This is a genomic window from Bacillus sp. YBWC18 (genome assembly GCF_002998775.1).
GTDB lineage: Bacteria > Bacillota > Bacilli > Bacillales > Bacillaceae > Bacillus.
Genome location: NZ_PVRI01000005.1, coordinates 319,492 through 341,982, shown reverse-complemented (window position 1 = coordinate 341,982; position 22,491 = coordinate 319,492). Strand labels below are relative to the sequence as shown.

Sequence of the window (22,491 nt, the reverse complement as noted above, 5' to 3'; positions counted from 1 at the left end):
ACCTCCCTTACAATTTGTCGATGATGTAGAAGGACTGCCCTCCTGCCATTGCGAGCACCATAATGCTGTCTCCCCTTTTCAGTCCATCATCCTCACCCTTATTTAGGCGCTTTGGCCAAATCAGTAATTCTTCCGGAATGACCAGCTTATGGTTTTCATTTAACCGGATGCTTACAGGAGAAACTGCCGTGACTTCTCCAACCACCAGATCAATTGGAGAGGCGGCATCTACAGCATTCACTGCTAATCGTTTAATCGCTTCACTTAACCTCACGCTTGATCACCCTTTGGGATGGAATTTTTCTCAACGACATCAATTGTCATGGTGTGTTTCACCCCACTGAATTCATGTTTGTCTTGATCGATCCAGTAGGTTTTTTTTACGTTGATTTCAGGGATTTTCAAATAGATTGGAAGACCGCTTTGCAGTTCAGGAATGCCTAGCGCTTGGATGCTTTTGACTTCTTGTTTCACGCCTTTTTTCTCTGCCAGCCGTACTTTGGCTCTTTTTTGCAGCTGCGGCTGGTTGATTTGCCCTGTAACCGTCTCAACATGCTGTAAAATACCGTATTTATTCTGACCTGCTTTATCCTGTTCGACCACTACAATCTCTGATTTGCTCCCTTTTTTCTTATTTTTCCCTTGTTCATCTGCAGACGTACGCAGCTTGACACGAGTGGCTGTTTCTTCAATCGAGGTGCTGTACTGATAGCCAATGAGATTGACACCTGATTCAATGACCCATACGTCCTCTGGATCTGGCCAAGCTCTCAGCCCCATCTTTCCTTTAGCAGAATAGATTTGATAGTTTCTGCCGGTTTGCCGCTTTGTTTCTTTTAATGCTTTCAGAATCATGTCATATAGGCTCGTATCATTTTTAAACACTAGCGATTTTATGACATGACCGGTATTGGCGATGGAGGTCATGGGAATTTGAAAGTCAGCCCCAATCCGTCTCAAGATTTGATCTGCTCTCTGTTTTGAAAAAACATAGACATCTTGGTTTTTCACCAAATATTGAAGCATGTCGTATGCGGTAAAGGTCAGCTTCCCTTCAACAGGCGTACGGGAAAACACAATGCCTCTGAACAACTCTTTTCCTTTCCATTTAAAAAGAACCGTGTCCCCTTCTGAGACACGGTAATATGTTTGACTGCCTTGTTTAGTGATAATATTTGCCTGAATAGAGCGAGGGGCTTGATACCTTTGCCCCTGAAGTGTCACACTCTCTGTGACAAGCTCATACATGGTGCCGCTTCTGATGGCAAAAAGCTCGATCAATGCCAGCCCCCCTATTGTGGTATTTTTAACCTTTGTCCAGGGAAAATCCAATGCCCCGGCTGCTTAATATTGCGTTTGCTACGTTTAATCATCGCTGCTTTATTGGCATTCCAAATACGCCGCCATTTTGTACTGTCGCCATAAAACCTGCCTGAAATGGCCCATAGCGTATCTCCTTTTTTGACAGTGTACATTTTTGGCGGTGTTTTTGAAGGCCTTTTCTTTTTCGTTTGTTTTGCTTTTTTCTTTCGTTTAATTTTCCTAGGCGATGCGGTTTTGTATTCCTTTAACTCGATCGTAAATTCACGATCGCCAATATCATATGACCCTTCTTTATGGGTGAAGCTTTCAATGCTGCACGTCATATTGATTTTTGTCCCCGTTACAATCAGCCGCACAGACTTCTTTGAACGCATCATTCGTTCAATTTTCGCTATTGCATTCTCTGGTGATGGAATGCTTTTATATTCAGCAATCGGCGAATATTTCTTAGGAAATAATGAAGTGAATGATACTTGCTTAGCCGATGGGACATCAATAAAGGTCAGTTCTCCAAAAGAAGCAACCTTTACCGTTTCATTTTGTACGTTATTTGTGATTTCAAGTTCGGATGGAAGGACAGGGAATCGCAACTTGTCCTTTCCTTGGGAAATCCACAATTGATACACTGATTTACCCATCGATCACGACCCCCTTCGTTCCTGTATGAAGCTCTACTTCCAGTTCATCTACGAGCATTTGTCTAATTTTTTCGACAAGCGATTGCTGATCTTGTCCATTATGGAAATGCTGATCCCCATTGAATTGAATGGTAATTTGCTTATTGCCTGACGCTGTTTTACCACTAGAAGAATGAGCTGAGGTGACTTGCTGCATTTGTGATTCTGGTAAAGGTGCAGACGCATTTGCTGGGTCATATACTTGCATCCCAAGTGCTTCGGCTGCCTGCGTTAATAAATATCTCCCCCGAATCCCTCTTTCTTCAGGAATAATCCATTCGCGTTTGTTTCCTTCTCCGACTCTAGCAACCTGCTCCTGAGTAATCAGTCCACCATTTGCGTAGCCTTTATAAGGCCCGCCTCTTCTCATACTTCGTAATCCCGGTGTATTGAAGACTGTTCCATATCTGCCCTTAATGTAGTTAATGGCGGCTACAGCATTATGAATTGGGTTCCAAATGTCATTCATACCTTTGCCTTTATTGGAGTTAAACGTCGGTCCAATGGTTTGCATTAAGCCTTTAGAAGGCGTTCCCTTTTTAGCGTTGGAATCCCATAAGTTGATTGCTCTCGGATTTCCATTCGATTCATGCTGTGCAATGGTCATAAGACCTGGAAGCCAGTTCATCGATGTGCCAGTTGCCATGAGAGCTGCCATGAGCCATTGCTGAACACTAAGACCTGAAACCCCCATACCACTGAAAGCTCCGATTAATGAACCAGCCTGATTTTCAGCAAACTTTTTCACATCCACTGAGTCGAGCCCTTTAACGACACCGATCGATGCAAATTTCCCAAGACTCATCATGACGCGTGAAGGGGAATGAATGTCTAATTCCTCTCTAAACGCCTGCTCTACTTTCTTCGCCATTTCTTTGGCAGCTTGTGTGACTTCACTTGCTTTTGAACGCATGCCGTTGTTAAAGGCATCCATCATTCCTGAGCCCCAGCCTGGTGATTCTTGTTTTGCTTGTAGGAATGGTTGTTTGATGTGCTGATCTACGTATTGGCTAGTACCAACTGATGTGGCATTTTGACCTGTGGCAAAACCATTAACTGTTCCAGAACCCCAAGTTGGTGATGCTGTCATCACTTGTTGGTATGGTGCTTTTACACGACTTTGCAAAAAGCTGTCTGTTCCTGTGGGTGTCACCTGCTGACCATTCGCAAAAGCAGCAACTGTTTGCTGACCATACTTACCTGAGTCTGAGGTCAATTGAGCAAAAGGTTGCTGAATATTCTTTTGCTTCCATTGATCAAGTGTAATCACTTTTTGATTTAATCCTTGTTCAAAATCCTTATTAAATTGCTCGCCTATGCTGGAGGCTTGAATGTTCCCAGTCATCGAGACAGATCCGTCTATTGAACCGACAGAAGATGATGAAGCTACTGCTGTAGGAGCTGGAGAGCTTGATACTTGATTTCCAGCTGCTCCGCTTGGCATAACAGACATTCCAAGATGAGAAGCAGCCTGAGCAAGCAGCATCTTCCCGCGTCCTCGGTTATTTTGAGTTGGAATAACAAATTCGTTACCTGCTTCTCCGACCCATGATAAGGTTGGCTGGGTGATATAGCCGCCTGTGGCATTGTTATCGGGTTTTTTCTTCCCAACAATCCAATTTATGACTACATCTACAATACCGCCTGCTTTGTCAAAAATCTTTTTAACCCAACCAAATGCTGCAGAAAACCCATCACTAATAGCTTCTGCTACTTTTACAATCGGCTTTTGAATGTTGTCCTCAAACCATTTGGATAATCCATCCCATATATCTGTCACGACTTTATACGCTTCTTCAAACTTTTTCCCGATGCTATCTTTAATGGTTCCTACGGTATCTACAAGTGGATTCCACACATTTTCCATAAACCATGACGATACAGCTCCAAAGATTGATTGTATCGTTTTCCATGCATTTGATAATGCTGTCCAAATCCCTGTAGCGACTGTAACGACTGTGCTGCTTAGCGGTGTCCAAACGTTTTCAATAAACCAACCTGCAACTGCACTAAATGTCTCTTGAATCCATGTCCAGGCATTCACTAAACTTGACCAGATGGTCGTTGCTACCGTAACGACTGTGCTGCTTAGCGGTGTCCAAACGTTTTCAATAAACCAACCCGCTACTGCACTGAACGTTTCTTGTATCCATGTCCAGGCATTGACTAGACTTGTCCATATGGTCGTTGCTACTGTGACGACTGTATCGCTTAGCGGTGTCCATACATTTTCAATAAACCAGCCTGCAACTGCACTGAAGGTTTCTTGTATCCATGTCCAGGCATTGACTAAACTTGACCAAATGGATGACGCTACTGTGACAACCGTATTGCTTAATGGTGTCCATACATTTTCTGTGAACCAAGCCGCAACTGTTGACCAAACTTCGACAATTTGATTTTTGATTTCAATGGCTTTTTGGCCAATCTTTTCAAATCCGCCGCCATCAAACCATTTTCCAATTGTTTCACCGATAGATTCTCCACCCATACTTCCAGCGATGCCGCCTACTAGACCGCCGATGGCTGTACCTACCCCTGGGACTACGCTTCCAATAGCTGCACCTGCTGCAGCACCTGCCATCCCGCCAGCGATGCCGCCTCCAGTCGTACCAATCTTTTCACCAGCATTCTCTTTGTTCATACCGATTAGATTTGTTGCACTAAGTACACTTCCTAGAATAGGTACTTTCTTTAATAACTTGCCGCTCCCTTTACCTATACTCTTCATCGCATTCCCTAATCCACTTAACCCCTTGCTACCTTTCACTAAACCCGTAAGTCCGCCAACTGAAGCTGCGATACCCGCACCTTTCTTTAGTCCACTAGGAATTTTTCCAAATAATTTACCTGCATTTGTTTTAAGTTTCCCTAATCTACTTGGAGGTCTTCTATTCATTTCGGTTCTTGTTGTGGCATTTGGGTTTGTGGATTGTCTTGGTGATTGACCATTTCTATTTTTAGTTTTAGTAGATCCTCCCCTGCTTAAACCTCTTGCACAACAGGGGCAACAACTATTGCGAAACAAGCCTTTTCCACCTCGCGGCTGAGGTTTCGTTTTGGGAGCTGGATTTGATGGTGTTGATGTTGGTGCTGTTGTTGGTACTGTTGTTGGTGCTGGAGTGGCACTTTCACTTGATTGATCACTTGCACCAAAGAGACGATCTAATCCAGTCTTCACCAATTGATCTAGTTTTTCTTCAGGATTAAATTTAATCTTCTCTTTAATTCTTCCGATCACATCTTGTTTGTAATCTTCCATTTTATTTTCAACCCAAGGAAGTGCTTTTTCATCCCAAAACTTTCTAGGACTCAATTTTTCCTTCACTTTGTCTGCAACGTCACCTGCATATTTTTGAATTTCATTTAATCCTTTATTGGCAAGGTTTTGAAGCCAACTCTGTTTAGATTCATCTGTTTTCACTGATGGACTAACAGCCTCAGGCTCTTTTTTTATGTTTTGTTCTTTCACAATCGACTCAGCCTGATCTCGTTTTTTCAACTTACTCTTTGCATTGTCTTGAACAGACACTCTGATTTCGTGTTTAGACATCGTCAAGCTTTTGAGTGTCTTTTTGATTCGTTGAATTGCAGCGGTGGCTTGGTCAACCATGTTTAATCTCATATAATACGTTCTGTTCATGAGCTGATAGATAGATTTTTTGATCGATGACATTTTACCTGACAATTGATCGTTTAGTTTAAACGTCAGCAGAATGGGGCTTGTTCCCGCTTGTTTTAAACGGTTTATGCTGGATTTAATGACATCTAGTCCTTTCGCTTGAATGGATATGACCAGATGATTTGGGAGCATATTTAACTGATTGTTTAATGCTTTTAAATCACGATAGATTCCCTGATCCAGTCTCATGGAAAATACTGAAATTTTCCGAAGCGATAAACTGAAGTTTCTTAACTTCTTTTCATCTATTTCCAGGTTTATTTTCACTGGTTTTCTAAATGGTTTTAGCTGCTTCTCAAACGTTTGAAATCGTTTTTGAATGCGCATAAGCTTCTTCGATACTTTGTCTTCTAATTCAAATCGTGCAGTGAGTTTCGCCAATTATTTCCCTCCTTTCTTTGCTTCTTTTTCTAGCATGTCTAGTTTGTAGCTGATGAGTCCGAATAGGAATGCTTTGAACGGTCTTGGTGATTCGTATAAATCTAGGAGTTCAGATGGGGAGTAGTGAAGCTCGTGCATGGCGTAATATAAAAACACCGCTTCTTTATCCCCATCTTTTATTAGTTTTTTGCTGCGTCTTCTAAATCTTCAATTTCGTCTTCGAATCCATTGATTTCGATGGCTTTGTTTAACCAGTTCGCATATTCACCGCCAACTGACAGGACGCGTTTTGCTACTTCAACTGGATCTTGTGTGCTGTAGGCTTCCCTTAATTCCTTTGAGCGGAAATCTGGATAAATGGTCGATTCAATCGCAATTCGTGCGTAGAAGCGCTGACTGTCTAAGTCCTTTACGCGGCCTCTGCCTTTGACATTTTTGAAGGTCGTATTTTCTTTTTCCAGTTCATCAATGCGTTCAGTTGTAATGGCTTTAAAGACAAAAGGAATGACATTCCCTTTTTTATCAACAAAACGCTTAGAAATCGGTACTTTGACCTCTTCTGATTCTACTGTTTGTCCTGGCATAAAAAATGAAAGATCAAATGTTTGTTTTTCGCTCATGTTTAAAAACTCCCTTTGTTATGTTTTTTTGAATGCAAAAAAGCACATCCATTTTTTGAATGTGCTTTCCAATCTTTTCATGTATAATTTAATTTGTACAATTAAATGGCTTGCTCAAGGGTGTCTGGCTCATCCCCGATAGGAAGGGGGTGATGCTCATGTCAACATTTCAAGCGCTTATGTTAATGCTTGCATTCGGGTCATTTATCGTTGCCCTGTTGACGTATATAGACAAAAAATAGACTCCCCTTGAGCTTTGGACGGTTGAAGGGAAAGTCTATCCTTAAAACTATCTAATTGATTAGCCAGCCCCTTGAGGGCCTCATTGTACATTGCCGGGATGTTGACGCATCCTGGCTTCTTTTTATTTTATGCAAAGTACTTTGCATGTAAACATATTTCTAAGAAACTTTTTGGGGTTACACAGTAACTCTTTTGTAGCTACTCTGTAACTATGAAAAATTATACCATATCGTTGAATAAAATAAAAATAACATATATTTTCGTCATTTGTATGCCTTTTGTTCATTAAAAGGAATTCTTCAGCTTTTCAGGAAGATCAAAGTCCTCGAACGTAAACGGAACTTCTTCTTCAAGCGCTTCTGAATCGACATCCAGTCCAGCAATTTTAGCTGAATCAAAGTTGACATCAAATAATGTCACACGCTCAGTACCTCGGCCTGATGACTTATCGTCAATTACAGCCTGAAGAGTGAAATATGGGTCTTCCCCTTTTTTCACATAGTTGAGCATTAATTGAACGAAACGTGACGTGACTTTATAGAATGTTGCCGTTCCTGTTCCGTTTGCCCCTGTTGTTTTATGACCAGTCATTCGGCGGCCCATCACATTGACTTCTGATTTGTTTTTCTCCACGTTTGCTTCAAACGTTTTGATAAAGGCAAGCTCCTCACCTTCTAAGAAAAGACGACCTTCTTTACCTGAAATTGTATTTTGCGCTTTAAAAGCCATCTTACTTCACCTCCACATTGAAATAGAATTTTTCTGCTGCATCTACTGGTTGAACCGCTAGATCGATGATAAATCCATCACGATCTTCATTGAGACCGATCACGATATCTGTTTCTGAGTTAAAGCCTGTAATGCCGCTGCCATCTTGAAGCTGTGTGAGATACTGAGTAATCAGTGTTTTCACAAGCTGCACCCCATCATCTGATGCTGGAATGTCATTGCCATTGGCTTTGCGTAATTTAATCAGATTTTTTAATTCGAACGTCAAATCATTGTTGATCGCATCAAGCACACGAATGATTTTGTTTTTCGCCATTTGCTGGTTCTTTTCAGCTGTAAAGCTTGTCAAGGAGTTAATATCTTTTTCAACACTCACGGTACGATCTCTCGCATCAAAGGTGAACAGGAACTCCCCTTGTGATAATCGGTATTCTACTTGATCATTATCAAGGCGTTCTAATGTATCCACTGCTCCTTCGTATTCTACAAAGGTCAGTGACTGATTGAAGTTTGCTCCTGCACTTGCCCCTGCGACCCATGCTGTTGCTTGAGCAGGCGTTAGTTCTGTTCCATCTTCCAGCACAACACCGCTTGTCACATTGATGATGCCTTCTTGGTCAGCTGCATAGTTGGCCACAACTCCTTGCACCTTACGTCCTTGCTTATCACGTAAACGCTCGATAAATGAAGCGAAGGTCGCTTTTAATTGCTCACTATTATCGATCGGGAGAGCAATAACATCAAAGTATTCTGTTTCTGCTGCTTCTAGGAAAGCTGTATAATCTGCGACACTTGCCACACCATTTTTCCCGCCGCTTAGTGCCACACCAGCCGTGATGACGGCTTCACCTTCACCAGAAAATTGAACATATTTGTTTTTCACAAGATCTTTGACATCCGTGACAACCTGCTTATCGACAATATCTGTTCCAAGATAAGTGATGACGTCACGCTTTGTGCTATCAAGTACATTTTCTGCCACTTGTACAGTGATCTCATTTCCTTTTAGACCGCCATAATTGGCTGTGACCACAAAGTTTTCTGCGATTTCAGCTTTGGCTGGCTCCCCTTCGTTTAGGCGGTAAAGCAAGACCGTTTGTGCTTTTTTCTTTGCTTCACGGAAAAGAAGAAGTGACTTGTCATCAATGTTGAGTCCAACCTTTTTATTTAAGTCTTCCATATTGGAAACGGAAATAAAGGTTTTTGGTTCTCCCCAGCTCATCACAAGAGGAAGTGCCACCGTACCTCGATCGCCTAAAGTAATTCGCTGCTCTGCTGTTGTTTTAAAATTAAAGTAAATGCCAGGACGCTTTTTCTCTGTACCTGGTGTAAATGTGCCTCCGTTCATCCTTTAAACCTCCTTGGACAAAAAAACATCAATGTGCTTTTTCGCTTCTGTTTTTGTAATTGGTTGATGTTTGATATAAAAAAGAGCACCTTCAAGGATTTCTGGTTTAACCCCAAAAAGATCCTTACTGTGCTCTTTTAAGGCTTCAAATGAAAAGCCAAATTCTTTTTCTTCGCCAGCTGTTTGAGCGGGCTCTGCTTTTTTAGTCTTGCTCACGTTTGATCACCCCATCTGAAAAGTTGATATCTTCAAGGCTTGCTTGTTTGTCCCGGTTGTACCAATAGCTGCTATCCCACGTCAGGACAATCGCTGCTACGCCTTGATCTATCATTCTTGTTTCCACTCTTTTTATGCGGACATAATCATCAAGCACCTTTCCATCTTCACTCATCATCTGAATCATTTGACGATCAGCAAGCAATGCATCAACAATTGTTTCTGCTGCGTCATGCGCTTTTTCTGAATCCATATGAAACACTTTCACTTGCAGCGAATAAGATTTCATAAACGTAGATACCGTATCTGGACCGCTGATGACTGTTACGGGCGGCACATAAACGGATGGCACTTGAAAACGCTCTGGCAAAAGTCGATCATACATTGTCACAGGAAAGTGTGTGTAAATATAATGCATGATTGCCCCGACTTCTTGATTCATTTCATCACCTCCCAAAATGTCGATCGAACCAGCTTTGAAGCTTTCGATCCAGCGACTGTTCAAACATCTGCTCATAGAGCATGACAGCATGATCCCAGTAGCCATTTCCATCTATCCATTGAGAGGCAAGCATCATTCCTGTCTTTGCATTCGGATCATATTCAAAGCGGCTGCCAGCCCATCTGCCAGGCACCCATCTTCGCTCTCCACTTGAAGAAGCAGCATGTCCGTCATTGACATAGGAGGCATATTCAAGCTGCGTTCCCACTTCAAGCGTGAGACCACCTTTTGACATAAGAAAATGATTCTCCTTGTCTCCTTGCGTAAAGGAGCTTAGAAGCCGGCCTGTATCGACAGCATTCTCCTTGATTAGCTCATCCTGAATGATGTCCAAAAGCTCTAGGCCCATGTCTTGCAACAAATCTTGATATTCTGCTTTTAAGCCGCCGGCACACGCTGTTTCCAGCTGTGAAAGCAGCCGGTCAAGTCCATCAATTTTCATAGATTTTCCTTCCTGACTGCCATCACTTCAATGTGATGATTTTTCACTATTTTGGGCTGCTGCAACTTAAGTGAGATGCCGTTCCACACCATTTTGTCATGCAGGCGAATATCACTTGCTAAAGGGAAATGGACAAGATAGGACTGATAAATCACTGTATTCGGCTCTTCTTGCACAAGTGACTGATTCTTTTCTATGACATAACAAGCCAGATCTGTCAGGCTAGGAGCATCGGGATAGGAAAGAGTCATTTGTAAGTCATCAGCTGGAACCCCGAATTTTCCTCGGGAAGCCTCCTGATGTTCAAGGTGAAAAAGATCACAGCGGTCTGTTAATAAAGAGTGATAACTCATAATGATCTCACCTTTAATTTGGTACTGCCGCCAGTTAATGATGGTTCAATGTAATCGACAAGCAGGGCATATACATAAGGTTTGCCTTTCACTTGATCAGCTGCCTTCGCATATGAATAATCACCCATTTTTTCTGACGTAAAGCCTTTCATCATAGATTCGTCATCATTCAGCATGGCAAAATATTGGGCCATTTTTAATAATGCGATTCTTGCTTTTTCAGGAAGGGGCTGATATTTTTCGCTTGAGAAATCATGACCTACGATCTGAAATACCGCAGCTTCGGCTTCGATAATATCTGCTGTCAGTCTTTCTACAGATCGATTTTTCACACGCTCAAATACAGAATAGGCTTGTACTTCTTCAGGAGAAATAATCATGGCCTGCCTTCACCTACTCTTTCACTTTCATCACTTTTGCTACAGCATCCTCTTCCTCAAATTTGCTGTCTAGCTTCGCTGTCAGGACAATAATAAATTTACGGCTGCGAATATCTTTTTCTACTTCAATTCGAATATTACGAGAAAAACCTACGATAATATTTTTAGGGTGTGTCAGCAAAATATCTGATACGTCTGTTCCCGCTTCGTCATATGGCTGCATATTGGCAAGACCTTTGACCGGCACACCGAATGCAGAAGAAAGTCCGCCTTGAATGACCGCATCTCCGAGATTTGTCTGACGGTTTGCTACTTGATCCTTCCACTCAACCTCTAAACTTGGGGATGTGTAGAAACGGAAATCCTGAGGTACACGTAAATATTTTGACGGCATCGCTTTATAGGCTTGTTTAAACATTTGGCGGCTAATTTCCGCTCCATTTGCATCAACAATATGAGATACTGCTTGTTTTCTCACGCCATCCATTTGGGCTAAAAATGGATCTGATGAAGTCGTATCCCCATTGACGATGAGCTCTTCAATATCGACCGCCGCTCGTTCAGCCAGCATTTGCATAATTGTCTGCTGGATTCCGTCTTTTTCAATATTGTTTTCAATGCTGTCGTAGGTCATGTGAATCTCTGCAATGACCTCTTTCGCATTTAGCTGGACAGTGCTTGTCGCTGGGACAACACGGTCTTTTGCATCAAGCGCTTGGCCTTCTTCTGCTGGGCGCAAAATACGCTGGCCAAAGCCAATTTTTTCGATTTTTTGTGAATCACTTTCCATCGGAATGATGCGTGCATCATTTAAAACGGTTGGTGTGTTTTGCATCATTCTAATGAATGTGTTGGATTGGGTTGCGTTCATGAGACCGCCGGTTTTTAAGCTGGCAAGTGTCATTTCAGCCTTGCGAATCAACTCTTGATTTCTCACACTGTTTCCTCCTTATTTAGGCTTATAGTAAGCCATCCCATATGGGTGTTGTCGTGTCGTTTTGTGTATCGTGGATTGTCTGTTTTGACATGCCCCGCGCCTTTTCAAGCATGTGAATTCGCTCTGAAATAGGCAAAAGCTGCTGCTCAAGCACTTCCTGCACCGCTGCTTTTTCTCTGCTGGCTGATTTCTCTAAGGAAGAGAGCTGATGACGAATCGGTGCAACGACTTGCTCGAGCACTTTTTGGACAGGTTCTTCCCCGGTTTGATCTGTTTCCTGTTGTTCAGCCTGCTGTAAGACGTTTTCGATGGCCTTTTTTGCTTTTTCGAGCTCTCGTACTTGATCTGTCGTCAAAGCAGCATCTTCCTTTTGTACGGCGGCTGGCCTTTCACCAATCGTTTGAAGTACATCCTCTGTCTTCAGGATGTCCTGCATGATTGGAATGAGCTGTTCTAAGGCAGCTCTTACATCCGCCTCATCACCATCACTTGACTGTAAGGTTTCCAGCAGATGGTCTAAAACGTTCCAAAATGGTTGTGACATGTTTGCACCTTCCTCTTTTAAAAAGAAATTTTTCAGCAAAGAAAAAAGCCCTCTCTCATTCGTGCCTTGAGATAGAAGCTGATCTTGTTCTTCTATGGCGACGATGTCCGCCGTTCCAGCCATTGAATAGCCTGTAATGTGGCCCTTCTGAATTTGATCCCAAATCTCTTGGGAAGCTTTTGTCACAAGCACCCAAGACCCTTTTCGAATCAGCTCCCCGCCTACCTCTACATCAGCCGGAGCAATATACGATTCAACCACTTCGCCAACACCATCCTGAAAATCATGCTGCTTGTCAATATGACGGGCATCCTTCATAAAGCCGTGTGCCGCTCTTTCAATTTCCTTGGCTGTCATAAAGTCTTGATGTGCATCAGGCGTATTCGGTTCATACACGACACCGTACACGAGGCGATGAGCATCTTCAGCCTTTGTTAGGACACTGACCTCCTTTTGAAAGTCAGGCCGCTTTTTCTTTGCTTTCATCAAAAAGAATTTCTTCTTGTTCGCTGCTTTGTCCACGTAGGAAACATGCGTAATTTTAGCGTTTTTTAGTTCTCTTGGCATATGTTCACCCCCTTTCAAAAAAGTGCACGCGCTTCTGTTTATTTCGTCAGCTGGTCCGGCTCTGGTTGAGACTTTTCTTCAGCTGATTTCATGCGGCTTTCTAAAGGTCGGTGATATAGTTCCTCAGGCCATTCTTCTAGCGTTTTTCCGAGAATTCTTCCTGCTAAATCGCGCAAATCGTTAGGTGACACTGCCCCAGCCTGAATAAATGGCGTCAGTACTTTCGCAATCTCTAATGGGTCTCTAAAATCAGGGCCATTTAATAGAAAACGGACATGCCAAATATCAAGATCCGGCAGGAAAAGAGTATTGAGTTTTCCTGTGATGAGATGCCGTTCCGGCTGAAATACCTGCTCTTCTGTTGTTTTACGCGCTGTATCTGCTGTCGCTTTGTTATAGTCTTGAGACTCACCTGTGTAAATTGGCGGAAGGCGAAACGCAGAGCGGATTTTGTTTCTTGTTTTTTCATCGTATTCTAAAAAAAGCGCATCTTCTTGCAGGATCTCAGCTAGAGATTTGAAGTTTACTTTGACATTTGAGACATCTTCTTCTCCCGTTAACCCTTTTTCTGTCGGTAAACCTTCAACTTCAAGCAATAGAAATTTATGTGCATGATCAGATCCTTCAATATCGTCCATATAATCTTGAAGCTGCTGATAAGAGGATTCTGACAGCATGCCATTTTCGACAATGATGGCACCTGGTACATGCCGCCCTTGTTTAAAATAAAGATAGTTCAGCTCTTCTGCCTTGCGAGCACCGTACATATTGACGATGTTGCCAATCCAGCGGGGAATCCCATATGTTCCACTGCCAATTTTAAAATGAATCACTTCTGTTGCGCGAAGCGGCTCTGGTGTGGTGTCATCGTACTTGCCTGTTTCACAGTGCAAAATGCGCGGATCACCATACTCCTTGAAGAAGACTTTCTTTTCATTGATCACCTGTACATATTTACGGAATCGTTTCTTTCGATTCATTGTCTTCATTTCGCCATTTTCGGTGTACCTGAATTCGACGTCGACTGGCTCACTAAGCTTGCAAATGCGGATATGAAGCGCATCTAAATACTCGATTCCTGCCGGCTTTCGTTGTCCATCTCTCAGCACCTCTAAAAAACCATTGCCCGTTTTCTCTCGGTCTTCGAGGACATAGCCAAGAATCACATCAGCGGACTCATCATAGTTCATGTACTTCGTAAACTCTTCAAGTCTTGTCCATTCCTTCTCTGCGGCTTTCTTTTTTGCCGGTTTTACACCTTCTGCATTAAAGTCAAAGGCGTATTCTACCCCAAACCCAAAGCCTAAAATATTGGTTTTGTACGCATCAATACATTGCTGAAGAATGGTTGAATATTCTGCCATGCTTTTTAATTCATTGATGTTGTAAGGCGGGGGAACAATGTCATCTTTTTCGTAGGAAAATTCATCTGCATACATTTGTTTTGTATGATCAGACATGTTTGCCTTCATAATCGTTGCTTTCAATTGTTTCATTGTATGGACCTCCTCTCTCTGTTTGGTCGGACACGCTCCGAGGCGGTCTGTTTTAAATCCGTCACTTCATAATCATCCAGCGCATACCAAATGGCTGATAATGTGTGCGGATCGATTTGAAATGCATCTTCCTCTAAACGGCCATCCTTATCTGCCTTATAGGTCAGTGATTGAAGTTCATAGATTGTGTACGGACAAGCATCAGAGCAAATGATTTTCTTAAACCGTTTGATCTTTTTTGTATACTGCAAACGGGAGCCTTGGTATTTATGTGCAGCCACCATTTGAAATCCATGCTGCCGAAAATAGTGAATGGTTTTAGGCTCTGCTGCATCGGCTTTGATGAGTTCCTTTGATTCAATGAACTCTTTTAGATCAACGGCTGTTTCATCATCTGTTTTCCCGCGGTCGTAATATTCCCAGTAAATATATAAGTACTTTTTTTCATGATCGACGGCTAATCGAATGAGCGCATTGTACGATTCAACAAATCCAAAATCCATGCCTGCTCGTTTCAGCGGCCTGTCAATCTGCTGAATCGCTTCTAATACGTCAGAATGGTTTCTTACCTCAAATTGAGGAAAAACCTTTGTGCCTTTGATCCCGAAATAGCCCTTCCTCGCAATTCGATAGAGGTCTGGGTCGTATTCTTTCAGCTCATCCAGCTGCTTCACATAGCTTTTAGGGAGAAATAGGTTATCTTCCGCTGTGGAGTGATGGTAGTACGTATCCTTGATGACAACGGTGCGCTTTTTGTATAAGGTTTCGTCATCTAGGACAAATCGCTTCAGCTGTTCATCTCGAAAGAAATGTCTGTACGTCCAATTATCTTGACCAACAGGATTGGTCGATAACATCATATAAAGCGGTAAGGACGGATGCCTCAGCCTTCCAAGCAGCTCTTTAAAGCCTTCATAAGAAACCTCTGAACACTCTTCAATCCAAATGATCGAGATGTTGTTGATCGATTTCAATTTCTCAGGCTTGTCCAGCCCTTTGAATAAGATGCTGCTGCCATTTCGAAACGTCAAGGCAAGCGGCGAACTGCGGCACTTCACCACATGATCGATGTCAAGATCGCTGACGATCTCTTGTAATAGAGAAAATGTTGATTCACGGTGCGTATCATATACTTCTCGAATGACAAGTGCTGTCCGTTTTTCTTCCAGCAGCTTTAAAATGAGTTTTAACGCAATGTGATAGCTTTTGGAGGAGCCGTAGCCGCCTACTAAAAATTGAAACTTCTGATTCCAATCGAATAGAAAATGTTCAAAGTGAGGATTGACTTCTTTTTCAATCAATGACGTCATGAGTTATCCTCTTTTCGCTTGATCATGATGTGAAGATCTTCCTCTTTTTCTTCGCGCACTGCTTTTTTTGTTTTTTCGATGGTCAGTTCAATTTGCTTTAGCCTTAATCTTCGTTCATCCTTCGCATGTGCGAGCTCTTCAAACTGTTTAATGAGACGCCTGAGCTCTCCCATTGCACGGGATTGGGCATTTAAAAAGGTGGCATGCCGATCCCACGAAAATTGAAACGAATATTCTTCTGTGCTGATTTCTTGTTCTGGCTGAATGCCTTCTACTGTTTCTTCTAATGAAGAAGGCTTGTATGCCGCCTTTTTCAGCTCTTTGATCATGTCCTCTTGATCTGACACATACATGATGCGCTGCGCCCGAATAATGGCAGCATATTGAATTTGAATTTGATCCCAGATTAAATCAAGCGATGTACGCCCGCCCATTTTCTCCATGATTTCAATTGTTTCATCTGAAAGAAACTGATTGAAGATCGAGTGTGCCTGCTTTGACGAACCTTTTTGCCTTTGCCATCCGTATCGTCTTTTCCATGATTTCACGGTATGGATCGAGACATTGTAATGATCAGCAATTTGCTGGTACGTCATCCCTTTCATATAATCTTGCTTGGCTCCTACCCGTTTATCTTTCATTTACATTCACCTGCCGCCTCCTTTTAATTCGAACGATTTCCTGTGAAGGAATCATTTGTGTAGGGATAGCAAACATCCGTTTGGTCTTTCTAACTATAGGTGGCAACTGTAAGACAAGTGCTGCTCCATTTATTTTGTAAAAGAAAAAACGCCTATTCAGCTGCTTCGAATAGGCGTTCTTGTACTTTTTTGGACATCTTTGTCCGAGCTCTCTCCATATGTTTTTGGACAGTTCCTTTTTTCACATCCAGCATAATCGCAATCTCGCTAAACGATAATCCTTGTGTTGTGTGCATAAAGAATACATCCTTTTCTCGATCCGTTAAAACGGACAAGGCTTCGTCAATTCGTTTCTTGTCCCGCTCACTGACATCTCTTTCATTCTCTTGGATGAGGGTATATTCATGTGATAAAGCCTCTAACACTTCTGGATTTGCTAGGATGGTGCGCTGATAGACTGAACGTCTGTCTAATCCTCTGCGTGCACCTGGCTGTCTACCGATTTGAAGCCATTCCACGACGTATTCGAGATCGCTGACCATACTGGCGATAATTTTTTTATCATGCTTCTCTTGATCTGACAGCTGTTTGTCTTCTTTTTCTCTAAATGGTTCATATCTTTTTCTAGCATCCTTTAATGCTCGTTTGTATTCGATAAGTAAATCTTGCATATTGGCTCTCTCCCTTTTTTAAGAAAATAAAAAACGGACACCAATCAGTCCCCTTTTCATAGGGTCTTGATCAGTGTCCGCAGGCTTTCCGTCTTGGACGTATTGTGTTGTGATCTAGCTGATTTTAAAACCAATCTCGTGATCTACTCTTGCAAAGTGACCTTTTGCCGTTTGAATAATGGTTTTTCCATGTTCAGGTACATCCAACTTATAAGCCGTTCCTACATTCCCATCTAACACGATGACTTGAATTTTTCCTGTTTCCATCTCACCGACAAATGTCTGGTTTTCTTGAATGAATAATTGTTTTGGCTCGTTCATATGCTTGTCTCCTTATTTGGTGAGGATTTCGTGCCATCACCTATCGTATTTAAAATGATTTCAATTCTTGGACGCATACTATAAAACTGTGAAACTCTTAAATCGACAATCTGTAGAGGGACCTTATCCGCAATAGAATGAAGTGCTTCTTGAATATGTTGTAGTCTTGGCTGAAAGATGCTGACGTGCACCGGGCGTATCAAACCTTTTTCTGCGTATGTACGCTTGTTTTGACAGTCAGCTATGTCAAGCGGCATGTCGTCAAATAAGCGAATCTCGAGTGATAGTGCGCCTTTTATTTTATGCGGGCATTGTGCTTTTGCAGCTGCTCGTATTCTTTTTATCAATGTATCTTTTGTTAAAAACTCTGTCTCAATGATGAAATGGATGACCATGTTATGATCTTCCGTCATCCTTTTCCCACTGACGGATGTTTTGTTCGTTTTTACTCGCTTTGAGCAAGCATTTGAGGATTTTTATGATTTTCTTCCATCGTTTCACGTCGTCTTGATTCCTCCTTTTTTGCTTCAGCGAACTTTTCCGCCAAGAGGGTCATGTATGTTTGCTTGTCTTCTGCTGTGGAAAAAACAAACACCGGTTTCTGATGATGAAAGGTGATCCAGCCGCCAGCTTGGACTAAACAAAGCTGCGCTTCCTTTATGGCATCAAACGTCATCTGATGTTTCATCTTCTTCAAATCCCTCCAGACTGTCCTCAATCTCTGTTTGATATCCATAACGTTTCATGTCATATGACCAGTAGCTTTTTGGATATCCAAAGTCATTCATCTGCGCTACCATTGGATGTTCAATATTCATTTTGTTCGCCTCCCCTTTTCTAAGAAATGCTCCTCTTCCTTTAGAGAATTACTCATTTCGTGTAACTTTTGGTCAAAAAAAGCTCTTGAACACCTCTATTCAGCAGATCTGCAATATGCTTTGCGATTTCTAAGCTAGGCTTCGTTCTGCCCATTTCTATATTTGCATAGCCGCTCGTGTACTTATATCCTAATTTTTTCGCCATATAGGTTTGTGTTTTTCCTTGTAAAATGCGTTCTTCTCGTAAATGTTCAAGTTTCATCTTTCCACCTCTTACTCAATATGTGTAAGTTATATTCATTATGATAATATACACGAAACGAGTAAGTCAATCATTTTTTATTCTTTTTGTGTAATTATTTATCTTTTCCGTGTAATTCATGATAAAATTTACTCATAACATGAAAAAAGGTGTTTCCAATGGATAATTTGACTGGAAAGATTTTAACTGAATTAAGAGAGAAGCATGGATGGAGCAAGTCAACGGTTGCTAAAAAACTCGGATTAAAGGCGATGTCCACCTATGCAAATTGGGAATATGGCTTGAGAAAGCCCGACGGTGAGATGATTGTGAAAATCGCCGAGTTATATGGGGTCTCAACGGATTATCTTCTCACAGGTAAGGACAAAGGCGGAACTGATGCCGACCTTGCAGACGATCCTGATTTGCAAATTGCGTTTAAGGCTGCCTCCGATTTTTCCGAAGAAGCACGAAGACAAACCATCGATTTTATTCACTACATTAGAGAAAAAGAGAAGCAAAAAGGCCGTCAGCCAAAACAGCGAGACGACGATTGATGATCTCTTTTCATAAAGCTTTACATTGCTGGGATGAGCCCAGCTTTTTTTTATGCCTCTTTTTCCCCTAAAAAAGAGAAGGCATATGAATAATATATGACAATTTTCACCATAAATACTCTTTTTTCTACATAATTTTATTGACATATAATTCTATTATTATTAATATATGTATATACCAAAAAAAGGAGTGTTACCGATGAAAAAATTAATGAAAGCTTGTACATTGTCTTTAGCTGCTTTAGGTGCTCTTACGTTCTTCCAAACTGAAGGTGCTCATGCAGCTGCACAGCCAAAAGAACCAGTCATAGCAAAAGCTCCTATTATGAATAAAGTAATTACGTTGACCCGTACGCTTCCTGTAGGTTCTTCGATCGCCGTCTCTCTTCCAGCAAGCCAAATTACTGTGACGGGCGCAACTTATGCGATTCAATTAGATCAAACAGCTCCAAACTTCACTTGGATTCGTGCCGTACAACGTGGTTCAGTGACGGTTTCTTACTATAATTCACTTGGAGAACGTGTGATTAACTATATTACTGTTCGATAAGCCATATTGGTTACATATGAAAAGGCGATGACTTCATGATCATCGCCTTTTTGTGTGTCTACATGTATATTCATAGACTTCATTTATCCAATGCTTGCCAACGACCATCTCTTATGTTAACTTTTAATAAAAATAAGTTAACATAATGAGAGGAGCTTATGATGGGAAAACAAATATCTTTGTCTTGGGAAGCGATGGCGGAGAAAGCGCTGAAAAATGAACGGATCACGCTGCAAGAAGGTCTAGACATTCTTGCAGCTGACGATAAAGAATTATTATCTATGATGCATGCAGCCTATCAAGTACGATTTCATTTTTTTCAAAACAAGGTGAAATTAAATATGATTTTTAACGCAAAAAGCGGTTATTGTCCTGAAAACTGTGGTTATTGTTCACAGTCGATCATTTCAAAAGCACCGGTTGAACGATATACAATGCTTGATCAAAAAACGATTGTGGCTGGCGCGCGTGAGGCGCTCAAGAGAAAAGCGGGGACTTATTGTATTGTCGCAAGCGGCAGAGCACCTTCTCACAGAGAGTTAGATGAGGTGACGGCAGCAGTAAAAGAGATCACTGAGACCATGCCTTTGAAGGTGTGTGCATGTCTTGGGTTATTAAATGAAGACAAAGCGAGGCGGCTGAAGGAAGCAGGGGTTCATCGGTATAATCACAATATCAATACACATCAAGATCATCATGCTCACATTACGACAACTCATACATATCATGATCGTTTGTCGACCCTTGAGGAGGTCAAACAGTCGGGCATGTCACCTTGCTCAGGGGTTATTATTGGGATGGGTGAAACCAACCAGCAAATTGTTGAAATGGCTTTTGCGCTCAGAGCCCTTGATGCGGATTCCATTCCAGTCAACTTTCTTCATGCAATCGAGGGAACACCGCTTGAGCATCAAGAACGAACACATCCGATCAAAGCATTGAAAGTGTTGGCGCTCATGAGGTTTGTCAATCCAACCAAGGAAATTCGAGTATCTGGAGGCAGAGAGTTCAATTTACGGACGCTTCAGCCGCTTGCCCTTTATGCGGCAAATTCCATTTTCGTAGGCGATTATTTAACAACAAAAGGCCAGCAAGTCCAAACGGATCATCACATCATTGAAGATTTAGGTTTTGACATAGAAGAATGTGCGTTATAAAAAAAGTCTGCCGGTGAATCGGCAGACTTTTGGCAATAAGATTAGAATCTTTTATGGAAATCGACAGTGCCGCTTCCTTCCTCACGGTCAAAGCTGCCAACAAATGTCCAGTTAATATAGCCGCCGTCACCATTGTTGACGAACGTACCATCTTCAAATACCCAAATACCAAACGTAATACCATCATATTCAACACTATCATAGTAGACAACATTGTTCAGTCCGCTAAAGTCATGATCTTGGCTTAAGTTTTGGACAACTACGTTATAGTTTTGACCTGCTTCATAGAAGGCACTGTACGCCGCATTTTTTACAAATCCATCACGATTTTGAGATGATTTTACTGCTTGTTCAATTTTATCGGCAATGGCTACTGGATCAATAGAGACACTTCCATCAACACCTGTTGTCGTAGCAGCTTCAGCCGTTTGACCAAAAGTCGTAAGAGATAGAGGGGCAGCAACCATTGACGTAGCAATCATAGAACTAACAACAAATTTGCTTGCTTTTCTCATTATTTCTAACTCCTCCTTTAATTGGTATGTTTATGTACTACCCCTTCCTCTGTCTCTTAAACACTAAATTATGAAAAAACTTCTTTTTCTACCAATTAAGAGGGTGATTTTACTGTTTAAAAGAGCTGAAACAACAAAAAAACTACTCTTTTATAAGAGTAGTTTCAGATTGTTGACAAAGGGCTAAAATGATCTTTATTTTAGCCCTTTGTCTTCTTTTCAGCTCAGCGTGTTTGAAAACCTTTGCAGTCTAGGAAGGACGAGCACCGGAGCGGAGCGAATTTGACATTCATGAGCACCGGCGCGCAGACCTGACAACGAATGCGAAGGTTTGTCTACACGCTGAAACTACTCTTTTATAAGAGTCGTTTACAGCATTACATGAACAGGATAAATAAAATCACACCTAGGATAATTCGGTATATCGCAAAAGGCACAAGTTTGATTTTATTGATCAGTTTTAGGAAGAATCGAACAACAAAGAGAGCCACAACAAATGCACTCACAAAGCCGACGATAAAGAATGGCAGCATGTCTATTGTTAAATATTCGGCATTTTTCACAAGTGTTAACAAGCTTGCGCCCGCCATAATCGGCATCGCCATGATAAATGTAAAGTCAGCTGCAGCACGGTGATTCAAACCAAGAATAACCCCGCCTGCAATCGTCGAACCTGAGCGAGAGAAGCCTGGCCATAATGCCAAACATTGAAACAGTCCGATATAAAGCGCCTGTTTGTACGTCATGTTATCGACAGAGCTTGTTTCTGTTTTACGTTTATTGATCCAGTCAGCGACAAGCATCAACACTGCGCCTAAAATCAAACCGACAGCGACTGTTCTCACGTCAAACAAGTATTTATCAATATAGTCTTCAAATAAGAATCCTAAAATGACGGCTGGGACGAGTCCTACTGCAATTTGAGCAATAGTCAGCTTATGCCCGCTGCGTTTTTGTTCTTCGGTGATATTTTTCTTTAAGCCTAACAAGTTCAAAATACGATCCTTGAACACAATCATGACAGCTAAAATAGAGCCTAACTGAATCACGACTTTAAATGTGTTTGCCGCCTCTGGCGTAATGATTTCCTTTGATTTTAACCATAGATCATCGACTATGATCATGTGACCTGTAGATGAGACAGGTGCATACTCTGTTAATCCTTCGACAATTCCTAAAACCAGTGCCACGAATAAATCCCATAGATTCATGATTTTCTTTCCTTTCAATTCTGATCTTTTGAACAGGCCAACCATCTATGTCCACATAA

General features: G+C 41.7%; 30 protein-coding genes. 4 read left to right on the top strand and 26 right to left on the bottom strand.

The genetic code is table 11. The features are described 5' to 3' along the window. Positions 1-7: 7 nt before the first annotated feature. The 6 genes from C6348_RS15540 to C6348_RS15515 are packed head-to-tail and all read right to left on the bottom strand — an operon-like array spanning position 8 to position 6,683. On the bottom strand, positions 8-274 hold the full coding sequence (locus C6348_RS15540; RefSeq protein ID WP_106043666.1) for a DUF2577 family protein: 267 nt from the start codon (positions 272-274) through the stop codon (positions 8-10). Continuing rightward, positions 271-1,281: an XkdQ/YqbQ family protein gene (locus C6348_RS15535; protein ID WP_106043665.1), complete on the bottom strand. Its 1,011-nt coding sequence runs from the start codon at positions 1,279-1,281 to the stop codon at positions 271-273. Before C6348_RS15535 ends, C6348_RS15540 begins: the two co-directional genes overlap by 4 nt. A gap of 11 nt (positions 1,282-1,292) precedes the next feature. Beyond that, on the bottom strand, positions 1,293-1,961 hold the full coding sequence (locus C6348_RS15530; protein WP_095285860.1) for a LysM peptidoglycan-binding domain-containing protein: 669 nt from the start codon (positions 1,959-1,961) through the stop codon (positions 1,293-1,295). After that, positions 1,954-6,063: a transglycosylase SLT domain-containing protein gene (locus C6348_RS15525; protein ID WP_411266110.1), complete on the bottom strand. Its 4,110-nt coding sequence runs from the start codon at positions 6,061-6,063 to the stop codon at positions 1,954-1,956. Before C6348_RS15525 ends, C6348_RS15530 begins: the two co-directional genes overlap by 8 nt. Next, positions 6,064-6,201 (bottom strand): hypothetical protein, encoded by a 138-nt coding sequence (locus tag C6348_RS15520; protein WP_095285871.1) that lies wholly within the window; start codon positions 6,199-6,201, stop codon positions 6,064-6,066. A gap of 41 nt (positions 6,202-6,242) precedes the next feature. Continuing rightward, on the bottom strand, positions 6,243-6,683 hold the full coding sequence (locus C6348_RS15515) for a phage tail assembly chaperone (RefSeq protein ID WP_066030491.1): 441 nt from the start codon (positions 6,681-6,683) through the stop codon (positions 6,243-6,245). Between the two features lie 152 nt (positions 6,684-6,835). On the opposite strand from C6348_RS15515, the gene C6348_RS15510 reads away from it, so the two are divergent. Then, complete coding sequence (locus C6348_RS15510; protein ID WP_081311383.1) at positions 6,836-6,925, top strand: putative holin-like toxin; 90 nt, start codon at positions 6,836-6,838, stop codon at positions 6,923-6,925. Between the two features lie 286 nt (positions 6,926-7,211). Here the strand turns inward: C6348_RS15510 and C6348_RS15505 are convergent, their stop codons facing one another. The 18 genes from C6348_RS15505 to C6348_RS15425 form a co-directional block, all read right to left on the bottom strand. Beyond that, complete coding sequence (locus C6348_RS15505; protein WP_003213309.1) at positions 7,212-7,655, bottom strand: phage tail tube protein; 444 nt, start codon at positions 7,653-7,655, stop codon at positions 7,212-7,214. A gap of 1 nt (position 7,656) precedes the next feature. Further along, positions 7,657-9,003: a phage tail sheath family protein gene (locus C6348_RS15500; protein ID WP_066030490.1), complete on the bottom strand. Its 1,347-nt coding sequence runs from the start codon at positions 9,001-9,003 to the stop codon at positions 7,657-7,659. Between the two features lie 3 nt (positions 9,004-9,006). After that, complete coding sequence (locus C6348_RS15495) at positions 9,007-9,219, bottom strand: YqzN/YkzM domain-containing protein (RefSeq protein ID WP_106043664.1); 213 nt, start codon at positions 9,217-9,219, stop codon at positions 9,007-9,009. Beyond that, on the bottom strand, positions 9,206-9,661 hold the full coding sequence (locus C6348_RS15490) for a phage tail terminator family protein (protein ID WP_106043663.1): 456 nt from the start codon (positions 9,659-9,661) through the stop codon (positions 9,206-9,208). Before C6348_RS15490 ends, C6348_RS15495 begins: the two co-directional genes overlap by 14 nt. A 4-nt stretch (positions 9,662-9,665) precedes the next feature. Beyond that, positions 9,666-10,163: an HK97 gp10 family phage protein gene (locus tag C6348_RS15485; RefSeq protein WP_095285858.1), complete on the bottom strand. Its 498-nt coding sequence runs from the start codon at positions 10,161-10,163 to the stop codon at positions 9,666-9,668. Next, positions 10,160-10,516 carry a YqbH/XkdH family protein gene (locus C6348_RS15480; RefSeq protein ID WP_106043662.1) on the bottom strand — a complete coding sequence of 119 codons (357 nt, stop codon included), beginning with the start codon at positions 10,514-10,516 and terminating at the stop codon, positions 10,160-10,162. The genes C6348_RS15485 and C6348_RS15480 overlap by 4 nt, the downstream gene beginning before the upstream one ends. After that, on the bottom strand, positions 10,513-10,896 hold the full coding sequence (gene yqbG / locus C6348_RS15475) for a protein YqbG (protein ID WP_106038237.1): 384 nt from the start codon (positions 10,894-10,896) through the stop codon (positions 10,513-10,515). The genes C6348_RS15480 and yqbG overlap by 4 nt, the downstream gene beginning before the upstream one ends. Before the next feature lie 13 nt (positions 10,897-10,909). After that, complete coding sequence (locus C6348_RS15470; protein ID WP_034659746.1) at positions 10,910-11,833, bottom strand: phage major capsid protein; 924 nt, start codon at positions 11,831-11,833, stop codon at positions 10,910-10,912. A gap of 22 nt (positions 11,834-11,855) precedes the next feature. Continuing rightward, positions 11,856-12,944, bottom strand: a complete 1,089-nt coding sequence (locus tag C6348_RS15465) for an XkdF-like putative serine protease domain-containing protein (RefSeq protein ID WP_106043661.1) — start codon at positions 12,942-12,944, stop codon at positions 11,856-11,858. 38 nt (positions 12,945-12,982) lie between these two features. Further along, a complete protein-coding gene (locus tag C6348_RS15460; protein WP_106043660.1) occupies positions 12,983-14,440 on the bottom strand; it encodes a phage portal protein in 1,458 nt (485 codons plus the stop codon). Then, positions 14,437-15,738, bottom strand: a complete 1,302-nt coding sequence (locus C6348_RS15455; RefSeq protein WP_189293928.1) for a PBSX family phage terminase large subunit — start codon at positions 15,736-15,738, stop codon at positions 14,437-14,439. Before C6348_RS15455 ends, C6348_RS15460 begins: the two co-directional genes overlap by 4 nt. A gap of 8 nt (positions 15,739-15,746) precedes the next feature. Continuing rightward, the gene (gene terS, locus C6348_RS15450; protein ID WP_106043658.1) at positions 15,747-16,391 is read right to left on the bottom strand and encodes a phage terminase small subunit; all 645 of its coding nucleotides are present in this window, start codon (positions 16,389-16,391) and stop codon (positions 15,747-15,749) included. Between the two features lie 152 nt (positions 16,392-16,543). Then, positions 16,544-17,062, bottom strand: coding sequence for a sigma-70 family RNA polymerase sigma factor (locus C6348_RS15445; protein WP_106043657.1), 519 nt, complete (start codon positions 17,060-17,062; stop codon positions 16,544-16,546). A 114-nt stretch (positions 17,063-17,176) separates the two neighbouring features. Beyond that, positions 17,177-17,383 carry an XtrA/YqaO family protein gene (locus C6348_RS15440; RefSeq protein WP_034659753.1) on the bottom strand — a complete coding sequence of 69 codons (207 nt, stop codon included), beginning with the start codon at positions 17,381-17,383 and terminating at the stop codon, positions 17,177-17,179. Next, complete coding sequence (locus tag C6348_RS15435; protein WP_106039164.1) at positions 17,380-17,778, bottom strand: RusA family crossover junction endodeoxyribonuclease; 399 nt, start codon at positions 17,776-17,778, stop codon at positions 17,380-17,382. The genes C6348_RS15440 and C6348_RS15435 overlap by 4 nt, the downstream gene beginning before the upstream one ends. 50 nt (positions 17,779-17,828) lie before the next feature. Next, on the bottom strand, positions 17,829-18,071 hold the full coding sequence (locus tag C6348_RS15430; RefSeq protein ID WP_223251580.1) for a hypothetical protein: 243 nt from the start codon (positions 18,069-18,071) through the stop codon (positions 17,829-17,831). Beyond that, positions 18,049-18,201: a hypothetical protein gene (locus C6348_RS18935; protein WP_164847178.1), complete on the bottom strand. Its 153-nt coding sequence runs from the start codon at positions 18,199-18,201 to the stop codon at positions 18,049-18,051. The genes C6348_RS15430 and C6348_RS18935 overlap by 23 nt, the downstream gene beginning before the upstream one ends. Positions 18,202-18,253: 52 nt before the next feature. Beyond that, positions 18,254-18,463 (bottom strand): helix-turn-helix transcriptional regulator, encoded by a 210-nt coding sequence (locus tag C6348_RS15425; protein WP_223251428.1) that lies wholly within the window; start codon positions 18,461-18,463, stop codon positions 18,254-18,256. Between the two features lie 158 nt (positions 18,464-18,621). On the opposite strand from C6348_RS15425, the gene C6348_RS15420 reads away from it, so the two are divergent. The 3 genes from C6348_RS15420 to bioB all read left to right on the top strand — a co-directional run bounded on the left by C6348_RS15420 (position 18,622) and on the right by bioB (position 20,706). After that, a complete protein-coding gene (locus tag C6348_RS15420) occupies positions 18,622-18,999 on the top strand; it encodes a helix-turn-helix domain-containing protein (RefSeq protein ID WP_034659756.1) in 378 nt (125 codons plus the stop codon). A gap of 199 nt (positions 19,000-19,198) precedes the next feature. Beyond that, on the top strand, positions 19,199-19,549 hold the full coding sequence (locus C6348_RS15415; RefSeq protein WP_034659757.1) for a hypothetical protein: 351 nt from the start codon (positions 19,199-19,201) through the stop codon (positions 19,547-19,549). 161 nt (positions 19,550-19,710) lie between these two features. Then, a complete protein-coding gene (gene bioB, locus C6348_RS15410; RefSeq protein WP_034659758.1) occupies positions 19,711-20,706 on the top strand; it encodes a biotin synthase BioB in 996 nt (331 codons plus the stop codon). A gap of 41 nt (positions 20,707-20,747) precedes the next feature. Here bioB and C6348_RS15405 read toward each other — a convergent pair whose 3' ends face one another. Together C6348_RS15405 and C6348_RS15400 are read right to left on the bottom strand one after the other, a co-directional pair. Beyond that, the gene (locus C6348_RS15405; RefSeq protein WP_106043656.1) at positions 20,748-21,221 is read right to left on the bottom strand and encodes a stress protein; all 474 of its coding nucleotides are present in this window, start codon (positions 21,219-21,221) and stop codon (positions 20,748-20,750) included. 377 nt (positions 21,222-21,598) lie between these two features. Further along, a complete protein-coding gene (locus C6348_RS15400) occupies positions 21,599-22,432 on the bottom strand; it encodes an undecaprenyl-diphosphate phosphatase (RefSeq protein ID WP_106043688.1) in 834 nt (277 codons plus the stop codon). Between the last annotated feature and the right edge of the window lie 59 nt (positions 22,433-22,491).

What these genes read in the sequence shown, in the direction of transcription:
- C6348_RS15515 (WP_066030491.1), bottom strand. Translation starts at nt 6,683, where the DNA reads ATGAGCGAAAAACAAACATTTGATCTTTCATTTTTTATGCCAGGACAA.
- C6348_RS15415 (WP_034659757.1), top strand. Translation starts at nt 19,199, where the DNA reads ATGAAAAAATTAATGAAAGCTTGTACATTGTCTTTAGCTGCTTTAGGT.
- C6348_RS15520 (WP_095285871.1), bottom strand. Translation starts at nt 6,201, where the DNA reads ATGCACGAGCTTCACTACTCCCCATCTGAACTCCTAGATTTATACGAA.
- bioB (WP_034659758.1), top strand. Translation starts at nt 19,711, where the DNA reads ATGGGAAAACAAATATCTTTGTCTTGGGAAGCGATGGCGGAGAAAGCG.
- C6348_RS15480 (WP_106043662.1), bottom strand. Translation starts at nt 10,516, where the DNA reads ATGAGTTATCACTCTTTATTAACAGACCGCTGTGATCTTTTTCACCTT.
- C6348_RS15420 (WP_034659756.1), top strand. Translation starts at nt 18,622, where the DNA reads ATGGATAATTTGACTGGAAAGATTTTAACTGAATTAAGAGAGAAGCAT.
- C6348_RS18935 (WP_164847178.1), bottom strand. Translation starts at nt 18,201, where the DNA reads ATGAATATTGAACATCCAATGGTAGCGCAGATGAATGACTTTGGATAT.
- C6348_RS15500 (WP_066030490.1), bottom strand. Translation starts at nt 9,003, where the DNA reads ATGAACGGAGGCACATTTACACCAGGTACAGAGAAAAAGCGTCCTGGC.
- C6348_RS15530 (WP_095285860.1), bottom strand. Translation starts at nt 1,961, where the DNA reads ATGGGTAAATCAGTGTATCAATTGTGGATTTCCCAAGGAAAGGACAAG.
- C6348_RS15430 (WP_223251580.1), bottom strand. Translation starts at nt 18,071, where the DNA reads ATGAAACATCAGATGACGTTTGATGCCATAAAGGAAGCGCAGCTTTGT.
- yqbG (WP_106038237.1), bottom strand. Translation starts at nt 10,896, where the DNA reads ATGATTATTTCTCCTGAAGAAGTACAAGCCTATTCTGTATTTGAGCGT.
- C6348_RS15490 (WP_106043663.1), bottom strand. Translation starts at nt 9,661, where the DNA reads ATGAATCAAGAAGTCGGGGCAATCATGCATTATATTTACACACACTTT.
- C6348_RS15400 (WP_106043688.1), bottom strand. Translation starts at nt 22,432, where the DNA reads ATGAATCTATGGGATTTATTCGTGGCACTGGTTTTAGGAATTGTCGAA.
- C6348_RS15465 (WP_106043661.1), bottom strand. Translation starts at nt 12,944, where the DNA reads ATGCCAAGAGAACTAAAAAACGCTAAAATTACGCATGTTTCCTACGTG.
- C6348_RS15405 (WP_106043656.1), bottom strand. Translation starts at nt 21,221, where the DNA reads ATGAGAAAAGCAAGCAAATTTGTTGTTAGTTCTATGATTGCTACGTCA.
- C6348_RS15425 (WP_223251428.1), bottom strand. Translation starts at nt 18,463, where the DNA reads ATGAAACTTGAACATTTACGAGAAGAACGCATTTTACAAGGAAAAACA.
- C6348_RS15460 (WP_106043660.1), bottom strand. Translation starts at nt 14,440, where the DNA reads ATGAAACAATTGAAAGCAACGATTATGAAGGCAAACATGTCTGATCAT.
- C6348_RS15510 (WP_081311383.1), top strand. Translation starts at nt 6,836, where the DNA reads ATGCTCATGTCAACATTTCAAGCGCTTATGTTAATGCTTGCATTCGGG.
- C6348_RS15435 (WP_106039164.1), bottom strand. Translation starts at nt 17,778, where the DNA reads ATGGTCATCCATTTCATCATTGAGACAGAGTTTTTAACAAAAGATACA.
- C6348_RS15505 (WP_003213309.1), bottom strand. Translation starts at nt 7,655, where the DNA reads ATGGCTTTTAAAGCGCAAAATACAATTTCAGGTAAAGAAGGTCGTCTT.
- C6348_RS15440 (WP_034659753.1), bottom strand. Translation starts at nt 17,383, where the DNA reads ATGAACGAGCCAAAACAATTATTCATTCAAGAAAACCAGACATTTGTC.
- C6348_RS15445 (WP_106043657.1), bottom strand. Translation starts at nt 17,062, where the DNA reads ATGCAAGATTTACTTATCGAATACAAACGAGCATTAAAGGATGCTAGA.
- C6348_RS15485 (WP_095285858.1), bottom strand. Translation starts at nt 10,163, where the DNA reads ATGAAAATTGATGGACTTGACCGGCTGCTTTCACAGCTGGAAACAGCG.
- terS (WP_106043658.1), bottom strand. Translation starts at nt 16,391, where the DNA reads ATGAAAGATAAACGGGTAGGAGCCAAGCAAGATTATATGAAAGGGATG.